Origin of the sequence: Massilia horti, from assembly GCF_004614195.1 — a bacterium.
GTDB lineage: Bacteria > Pseudomonadota > Gammaproteobacteria > Burkholderiales > Burkholderiaceae_D > Telluria > Telluria horti.
The window spans coordinates 1-9,444 of record NZ_SPUM01000119.1 but is presented as its reverse complement, the minus strand read 5'-3'; the positions used below and the strand labels follow the sequence as shown (position 1 = coordinate 9,444).

3 protein-coding genes and 1 pseudogene are annotated in these 9,444 nt (G+C 62.0%); 1 reads left to right on the top strand and 3 read right to left on the bottom strand.

The window, feature by feature from the left end:
• A pseudogene (locus tag E4O92_RS18005) lies at positions 1-386 on the top strand (hypothetical protein); the annotation flags it as partial.
• A 336-nt stretch (positions 387-722) separates the two neighbouring features.
• On the opposite strand, the gene E4O92_RS18000 reads toward E4O92_RS18005, so the two are convergent.
• The 3 genes from E4O92_RS18000 to E4O92_RS17990 form a co-directional block, all read right to left on the bottom strand.
• Positions 723-3,707: a glycoside hydrolase family 2 TIM barrel-domain containing protein gene (locus E4O92_RS18000; RefSeq protein WP_135191033.1), complete on the bottom strand. Its 2,985-nt coding sequence runs from the start codon at positions 3,705-3,707 to the stop codon at positions 723-725.
• 74 nt (positions 3,708-3,781) lie between these two features.
• A complete protein-coding gene (locus E4O92_RS17995) occupies positions 3,782-5,338 on the bottom strand; it encodes a rhamnogalacturonan lyase B N-terminal domain-containing protein (protein WP_229483497.1) in 1,557 nt (518 codons plus the stop codon).
• A gap of 295 nt (positions 5,339-5,633) precedes the next feature.
• The gene (locus E4O92_RS17990; protein ID WP_229483495.1) at positions 5,634-9,269 is read right to left on the bottom strand and encodes a TonB-dependent receptor; all 3,636 of its coding nucleotides are present in this window, start codon (positions 9,267-9,269) and stop codon (positions 5,634-5,636) included.
• Positions 9,270-9,444 lie beyond the last annotated feature (175 nt).

The following is a 9,444-nucleotide window of genomic DNA, read 5'->3' as shown; positions in this document are numbered from 1 at the left end:
GCCACACCGGACCTGGTTCCATGGCGATCTTCCCGACGACCGTGCCTTCGTACAAGCAAGACCGCCTGGCCACGGATGCGCCGAGGCTCGATTATGACGTCACACTCGACAAGCCTGGTCAGTATCGCGTGGACGTGGCGCTGCTTCCCACCCATGCCTTGTCGGGCGGTGAACTGCGTTTTGCTGTAGGACTCGACGGTGGCGCTCCGCAGATCGTGTCGATGGCGGTCAAGGATGGCGGTACCGAGTGGGCGCAAGGCGTGCTCAATGCCAAGCGCATCGCCAGCACCATCCTGACGATCGACAAGCCGGGCAAGCGGGTGCTGCACATCTACGCTGTGGATGCCGGCGTGGTGCTCGATAGAATCTCCATCACGCCAAACTGATCATGCTGCCGGCGCCGCAGCTACGCCGGCTCAGTCTGGGCCCCCGCCTTCGCGGGGCGACGTGGTGCAGCGAAGCCCGCATGTCAGTATGCCGTGCCTACGAAAACCAGCAAGCGTTCGCTTGCACAACTCGGCCGAGGCAGGCCGTAGGGTGCGCACCAGTGCGCACGCGGTTCGCGAACGTTGCGTAATGAAGCAGCGGCCGCAAGTCAGCATGCCGTGACCGCGTGCGCACAGGTGCGCACCCTACGCCTCTGCTCCGTCGTTCCCGCCATAGGCCGCATGCTACGCGCGCACGGTATGGGCTCCCGCCTTCTTCGCGGGGGCGACGTGGTATTACTGGTCGTAACTGTGGTAGAACGGACGGAACACGTCCTTGGCCGTCCCCAACTTTCCGAACCACCGCGTGAGCGCACCCGGCCATGCCGAATCGAGCGGCAACAAGGTGAACTTACCCGCGATCCGCAGCTCGCCGTTCAGCGCAATCGTGGTTTCGGGGCGCGTTCCCTTATTGCCCAGCCCGCCGATCAGCGCATTGTGGGACAAGAGCGTCTGCTCGCCGGCGCGCTCGACGGCCACGTCCCCGGCCGGCATGGCAAGCAGCAGTCCATTGCCCGCCGCGCTCGTTAATAGCGCCAGTTCGGTCTCCCGCCGGTTCCCCTGGAAACGCAGGTCATCACGGTTCAGATGGAACAGGCCGAACTCGTTCAATTTGTCCTTGCCCGGATAGCCCGCGTAAGGCCCCTGCCCGATCCAGCGGAACTCCGTCAGCCCCGCAGGCGCAACGACGGACAATCCCGCCTCCGACAGCGCGCCCTTGGCGTCGGTCGCCGTGAAATCGTAGCTGATGGCGAGCGCCCCGCCTGGTTCCAGCTCGACCTGGTAGCCGCCGACGAACGCCTGTTCCGGCGCGTCCGGACGCGGATAGCGTCCCGATACGGACAGGCGCACCTTGCCACCCTCCTGCTCCACCTTGACGCTTGGTGTCTCCAGGGTCGTCAATGTGGACATGTTCCAGAGGCCGGTGGTCTTCGTGCCCAGCGCCTCGGCCTCGGTAGGCCTGCGGCCGCTGTGGGGATAGATCCCGGCGACGACAACCCGTCCCGCGTGATCGCGGATCGACAGGGCACCCGAAGCGCGCGCCACCGTGAGCACCCAGCGCTCCGACGCGATGCGCACCTCGTTCGCATCCTCCGACACACTCGCCTGCCCCGCCGCCGGCAGCTTGGCGAGCCAGCCCGTGCGGTCGGCGTCCTGCAGGTCCAGCCGCACCACCCGGTCAATAATCTCCTCGCCTTTTTCGTCGACACAGCGTAACTTCAAAGCGAGGACATCAGCGCCGGCATCAAGCGGAACATTCACCGGAATGCGCACAGTCTCCCGCTCGCGCGAAGCGGCGCTCAAGGCTAGCTTGCCCTTCTGAAGATCGGCGCCATTGCGCTGCACCGCCCACTCCAGGTGCATTCCGGCCAGCGCGCGAAAGTCGTAGCGGTTTTCCACCGTCAGCGTGACCTGCCCTGCGCCCGGCTTCACGCTGACATTACGCTCTGCGATCTGCAACGGTGAATAAACCTTGCGGACCTCCCAGTAATCGGCTTGCGGCGTACGGTCGGAGTAGACGATTCCGTCCATGCCATCCAGCCCATTCATGTCGTAATAGCGCACCGGGTCGAGCCACACTGCACGGGTGGGCTTGGTACGGTCCACCGGTTCGCTACTTGTGCGCAGCAGGCCCTGGTCCTGGAAATGCCAGATCGATCCCCCGGCGAATCCGGGATGCGCCTGGATCAACTCCCACTGCTCCTGGATGCGGTCCGCTGCGAGCCCGAGGGCGTGGGCATACTCGGTGAAGATCACTGGGCGATCGAGCTTTTTGGCATAGTCCCGGACGGTGGAATTGGTCGGGTAGTGTGGCGCATAAATATCCACGTACTCGGGAATGCGCTGGTAGTTTTTGGCGAAATAGCTGCCGACCTTGGGAATGGTGATCGGGCGCGACGGATCGAGTTGCTTGGCCAGGCGGCCGGCCTCCAGTTCGGCCTCGGTGATCGGATTCTCGTTGCCGATGCTCCAGATGATGACGGATGGATGATTCTTGTCGCGAATGATGGTGGGCTCGACGCGCGCCAGGATCGTGTCGCGGTAGTCGCGCTTCGCCTGATGTTCTTCGCCCTTTCCGATCGCGACCTCGTCCACCACGTAAAAGCCGAGTTCATCGCAAAGTTCGATGAAGCGCTCGCTTGGGGGGTAGTGCGAGGTGCGCACGTAGTTGATGTTGGCCTTTTTCATCAGCGCCAGATCCTGACGCACCTGGGCCTCAGTGACGACGCGCCCGGTTCCCGGCGCAAGATCGTGATGGTTCACGCCGCGCAGCTTGATCGGCCGGCCGTTGAGTTGGAGCACACCGCCGACGATGCGCACTTCGCGCAGGCCAATGCGCTGGTCGATGCTCTGCAGTTCACGTCCGTTGGCTGACAGCGTGAGCTGCAGGCGATACAGCGCAGGGGTTTCCGCCGTCCACAGTTTCGGATGCGCGACCCGAACCACGGCCGCATGTGCGCCGCTGTCACCCGGGCGCAGAGCGAATTCATTAACCACGCGACCGTCCGGCGCCAGCAGTTTGCCGTGCACCTCCGCACCCATTCCGCTCACCTTCATGGCGACCGACAGTTCGGCGCTGCCGTCGTCCTTCAGCGTGGTGCTGGTGGTCAGGTCTTGCACATGCGTGACCGGCACCGAGAACAGCGTCACGTCGCGGAAGATGCCCGACAGCGACCAGTCGTCATTAACGTCGAATTCATACCCCTTCGGCTTGGTCGTGACCTTCACCGCGAGCATATTGTCGCCGTTCGCACGCAGCAGGTCGGTAACATCGAAGGTGTGCGCATTGAACGCGCTGGCGGATGATGCGCCGGCCTTCTGACCATTGATCCAGAAATCGAAACCAAACGCCACGCCGTCGAAGCGCAGGTAGATCTTACGTCCCTGCCAGTTCCCCGGAATGCGGAACGGGCGACGGTATAGTCCCAGGCCATCCTGCAGCGCGAGGTCGTACTTGGGCTCGGCGAAACCTTGCAATTCCCAGTTCGCGGGCACGGGTATGCTCTTCCAGGCTGACACGTCATACTGCGGCGAGTAGAAGCCTTCGTCGGCGCCGGCCTGCAGCGCCGGGATGTACTTGAACGACCACTTCCCGTTCAACGATTGGGTGAACCCTTTCGCCCGCACCGGGTACATTTCCGCCGGCGCAGACAAGGCGGTGCTGGAAAGGAAGGCGGACGACAACAGGGCCGCCAGGGGAAGCAAGGCAAAACGTTTCATTTTCTTATCTTCTTGAGCATGGTTGGAACATGATACTGCTTGGCCGCCGGCAAGGGCCGGCGGCCTGGCGGCGCTTACAGCATATCGAGCGCGTCGAACGAGTAGGACGGACTGAGGAATGCGGTGCCGGACGATCCGGACGAGACGTAGATGGTCATGGTATTGGTGCCCGCGACAAACGCACTTGCCGGTACCGAGTAGGTGAACATCTTGTTGTTGCCACGATAGGTGCCGACAGTCAGCGTGCGCGAGCTCGGCTGCGAAGATGCCGCCGGGATGGACGAGGTCCAGCCATTGACGACGATCTTCGGCCTGCCGCCGGCGTTAGCGGTCGTGATACCGATGCGGACCGTGTGGCTGGCGACCTGCGCTGCGGTCAAGTTGAACGTCACGGTCAGCGGGTTATTGCCGACCGTGTTCTGCCACAGGGCGGCCGGGAACGTATTGACCGGATCCCCAACGTTAAAGCCCGTTACAGCCCACGAGGCGTTGCGCACGTCAGAGGGGTGGCGTACGTTGAAGCTCGTGCCGTTCAGGAACTCGAGTGGCGTCCCGTCCCAGTCGCCGATGCGCCACAGGGCACTTGCGGTGGAAGGATCGCCGGTAATGCTCCGGTTATTCATTGTCGTCGTCGCCCCGGCGTCGACGGTCACCTGCTCGGTGTAGACGGCGAGCTCGTTCTTGTAGACAGTCATCGAATAGGTGCCGGCTTTCATCCCGGCCGCGCTAAAGCCGCCAGTGGGAGAAACATCGGCCCAGTACTGCGCGGTCGTGTTGGCAAAGCCCACGGTGTAGCTGTAGTTGGGGTCCATGCCAGACAGGCCGGTGCCGGACACCTGGCCTCTGCCGGAGGCGCCGACCCAGCCGGACAGACAGTAGTCGCCCATCCAGCTCATGTCGGGAATCGCCGGCGCGGTGCTGCCATCATTGAAGATCAGCGCATACGGCCCGAAGAAGCCGGTGCGCCAGGCTTCGGTCTGGGCGTGGCCGGAGTTCATGTAGTTGTAGACCTCGACGCCGCCGCCGCTCTGGTTCTGGATGTCCCGATAGAACGGTCCGCCGGAGCTGGTCTCGCGGTTACCGTAGACCATGAACGCGCCTACGCCAGAACCCGTCACGCCGCGGATCGTCAGGTCCTTCGCGCGCTGATTGCCGTAATACTTGGAGGTGGTGGTGCCGTCCGCATGCCCCTTCACATCGGAGCTTTCGATGTCGCCGGTGCTGCCGGCGTTATTCGATTCCACCGGGACGCTGGTGAACTCGGTGCCTTTCAAGCGCGTGATCCAGCGCAGCTCTCCAACCGTGGGCTCGGCGGTGACGTAGGTGCCCATGTAGATCGTATTGTCGTTCTGCTTGACCAACAGGTAGTGGACCAGCGACGCCGTCGTCAAGGTGATCTTGATGACCGAGCCGTCGTTGGTGTAGGAGACGGCCGCGCCAATGCCGGAGTTGATGTGCGAGCCTTTGGTCTGGTCTTGCAGCTCGGGCCCGCCGTTATAGGTGATCGAGGTGATCGAGCCGCCCGCACCCACCTTGAACACCAGGCCGGCCCCACTGGACACGGTCAGGATGCCGCCCGAATCGGTCACGCCGAACGCCGGCGTGGCGGCCACGGCGGTGGTGCTCGCCAACAGTTTCGTTGACTGTGCCTCGTTCGTCGTTTCGCCTCCACAGGCGACCAGTCCCAGCAGAATTGCTGAGCTACCTGCAACACTTCTCCAAGTCATCCGCAACATTGACTCCTCCTTATGTAAGTGGACAGCAGTCGGTGACGTCATCGCCCCCTGAATGAATGACGAGCTAAGGGAGTTTTTCCGCTAAAAAAAAGACGACCCGTTTCCAGATCGTCTCAAAATGGAGACAAGCTAATTCGCATCGCATTTGTAGGGTGGGCGGGAAACCCGCCCACGCTACTCGACAGCGCGATTACAGGTTGCGGTAGCTCATACCGATCGTGATGCGGCGGCCAGCGTAAGCGTAGTTCTGGAGGTTGGGCGTCCCGTCGGCATACGGCGCGGAACCGATGGAGTCCGTCTGCGTGGTGTTGGTCAGGTTGCGTCCCTCGATGAAGAAATCAACGTTCCGGTTCCACTTGTACGAGATCTTGCCGTCGATGAAGCTGCGCCTGTCCCTCCAGTTCGGCGAACCCGGATTCCAAGGCAGGGTGCTGCTGTTGGCGAAGCCGAAGATCGGATAGGTATTCAGGCCGGTGCCGCTGTCGCCCTGGGGCGCGAGGCCGCGGAAGATCGGGCCCACGGTTTGCACGGCAACCCGTGCATTCAGCTTGCCGTCGTCATACCAGAGCGCCCAGTTGAACGAATACCTGGGCTCACCGACCGGCGGCATCGCCTGGCCGCTGATCGGATCCATGATCGGATGCTCGAGCCGCGAGCGCTGCCTGGTCAGGTTGGCATCGAAGCCGGTGTTGCGCAGCTTCCACGGCAGGAAGGTGAATGCCGTCTTGGTGGCCAGCTCGATGCCCGTGCGGTCCGCTACCGGGCCGTTGACATAGGTGTTGTAGTCGAACAGCACATCGGCCAGCGAGTTGCCGGTGATCGGATCGACTTCATTCGTACCGGCGAAGACCGGCACGCCGAACAGCTTTTCGGTCTTGTACCCACCAACCTTGCCCTCTTGCTTGTAGACGGCGGCCGAGAACATCGTGTCCTTGTTCGGATACCACTCCACGCTCAGGTTCTGGTTGAAATTGCTCTGCCCCTTGAGGTTGGGATTGCCGACCGTGCTGCAGGTCATGTTCTCCTCCTCCTCGCCCGTGACCGAGTTCAGGTCACGTTCGTCATAGGTACAGGATCCGGCCGCCAGCAGCCTCGTTACCGGCGGACGGGATGCGCTCTTCGCCGCGCTGTAGCGCATCACGACCTGGTCGGGCACGACCCACAGCGCCAGGTTATAGCTCGGCAAGAAGACGTGGTTGACCGCGGTAAGATCGGTGTTCTTGGTGGTCTGGTTGGTGACCGTGCCCCCGGCCGCATCCGGCTTGTTCGGATCGTACGAAGCCGTCTTCCTGATCGTCTTGAAGGTCATGTTGCCCGTTCCGCGCACGGTGGTACGCGAGTAGCGGTAGCCCAGGTTGCCCTCGAGCTCCCAGCCGAACGGGAGCGCGCGATCGGTGAACGGGATGCGATCCAGGCCGAAGTCGGCCATCACATAGAGCGCCTCGTTACGCTCGCGGACCCGGGTGATGGGTTGCTGGTAGATTTTGCCGTCGCTGCCTTTGCATTCCTTGGTGCAGTCATAGTTATAGTTGGGCAGCCCAAACGCATTGACCAGCTGGAGCACATCGATCTGCCTGAAGTTGTCGATCATGTTGTCCGGACGGCCTGAGGCACCCTGGAACAGCCTGGTCGCGGTTGCCGGCTGGGTCAGCACCGCGGCAAGCGCGTCCTGGAATTGCTGCATCGGCACAACATAGGTTCCCGCCAGCGACGGGCTGGCGTTGGGAATGAAGCCATACTGGCAGGCAGTGCTGGTGCCAGCGGAAGCGGCAGTGTCCTGGCAGCCGCGGATCGTATCCTTGATGGCGGTGCCCGGCACCGTGATTGCCGGGATATAGCCCGGCGTGCCGGCGGTACCCACTGCGTCGCTGACCGTGTAGCCGCCGTCGCCCCAGGACGCTACACCTTTGCGGTTCAGGTTGAAACCGCTCTTTAAGCGCTTGAAGAACGGAATCTTGTCCTTCAGGGCGTAGGTCAGGTCGACCTTGGCCATGCGTTCCGAGGTTTCGCTCATTTTCGGGGACTGCCACGAGATGGTGCGGTCCCTGGAAACCGTCGGGTTCTTGCCGGTACCCTGGGTAGGCTGGACATAAAGTGCCGCGTTGTCGAGGACAGGCGGATTGGCGAAGGTATAGCCCCAGGTGCCGTTCGGGCCCAGGGACACAGTCGCCGGGCCGTAATCGTAGCTCAAGGACATGCGCATATTGGAGCGGCGGAAGTCCGATGCGGAATCACCAACCTGGAATTCCGTTGTCAGCCCATCCGCCTTGTACTTGCCGCCCAGCTGCAGGTACTTGGTGTTGGTCTCCATCAGATTGCGGATAACGTCCGTGCCTGCCGTGCCCGTGGTCGGCGAAAACTGGATCAGGTGGTGGGTCGAGTCCACCACCGCCGTGGCCGGGTCGAAGTTCACGGTTGAGCCTTTGACCGCGCCAGTGCTCGCCGCCACATACGTATTCGGCAAGGTGTACCAGCCGGAATTGGGCTTCGCGGTGCGCACGTTGTTTACGTCGGTATAGCTGTTGCTGCCATCGGCGAGCGTGCCATTGATGCCAACCTGGCCGAGGTTGAAGGTCGAGTAGTTGTCGTCGACCTTGCGCCGGCTGATCGCGCCCTTCGCATAGACGCTCAGCTCTCGGTTCACCTTGAAATCGGTGCGCAAATCGAGGTTCTTGCGCTCATCGATCTGGCGCTTGACGAAGTACCGGAGCAGGCCCGGCGAATAGTCGTTCCACTGGTTCAGGCACGTGAGCAGTTCGCCCCGGCGCGAATTGACCGCGTTGGTCTTGTTGGTGCTGCTCAATCCGGACAGGGACGACGAGCTGGTGGTCAGCTGCGGGAAAGCATCAAAGCAATCCTGCTTGGTCTGCGCGTTGGCCGACTTGGTGAGCAGCTCGAGGGGTGTCGGGCCAACGTAAATATCCTTGCCGTTCGCGCTGTAGGTATTGACCGGCGTGGTCGACGCCGGGTTGGTCATGTCCAGCGTCCCTGGCTGGTAAATGAATGTCTTTTCCGGCGAGCCGTCGATGTCGATGAACCGCGCGTAGCCGTCCTTGCCGTTGGCGGCAGTCTGGAACTGATGCGACTCATTGTCCAGTTTCTGAGAACCCGCATTGAGCAGGACGCCCAGCCGATCATCGAGGAACTTCTTCGACAAGATGATATTGAGGTCAGGTGTCCAATTCTTGTTCAGGCTACTCTGGGTACCGGATGCGCGCACCGAGACGAACGGTTTCTTGAAGTCCAGGCCGTTGCGGGTCTCGATGCGAATTCCGCCGCCGAGCGAGCCTTCGCTCATGTCGGCTGTCTGGCCTTTGATCACATCGACGCTCTTGATCAGGTCAGCCGACAGCTGACGAAATTCGGTGGCGCGGCCGTCACCGCCGCCATTCATGTCGCTGCCGCCGGCCGATTGCACGGACTGGCCGTCCAGCTCCACACGCGTCAGCTCTGGGCCGTTGCCGCGCACACTGACGTTGATGCCCTCACCGTAGTCGCCGCGATCGAGCGCGATGCCGGCCATTCGTGAAATCGCCTCGCCGATGTTGCGGTCCGGGAGCGAGCCGACATCCTCGGCCACGATCGAGTCGATCGCGGTAGCCGCATTCTTCTTGCGCTCGATGGATGACTGCTGGGAAAGCCGCGTGCCGACGATCTCGACCTTGACGACGTCACCCTTCCCGTCGGTTGCCTCGGTCGTTGCTGGATTTTGTGGTGGCTGGCTTTCCTGGGCCAGCACAGCGTTGCTGGCCATCAGCGACGCCAGCGCAAGCGATACGGCGCGGCTCGTGATTTTAAGCTGAGGAATGGCCGAATTTGATTTCACTATTGTCTCCGACTGAAATTGTGGTGATCCCTACCGACATGCTTTTATGCGGTTCTGCGATTGCCGCATAAGGAGAGACGGCCAAGAGAAAATTTTCCGCCGACGACAGCAAAATTTTTTGGTTCTTCACGGATTAGCGGGGAGAAAGGCGTAGGGTGTGCAGCTTTGCTGCGCA

Bases quoted from the DNA above. Each gene is read 5' to 3' on its own strand.
- E4O92_RS18000 (WP_135191033.1), bottom strand. From the start codon at position 3,707: ATGAAACGTTTTGCCTTGCTTCCCCTGGCGGCCCTGTTGTCGTCCGCC.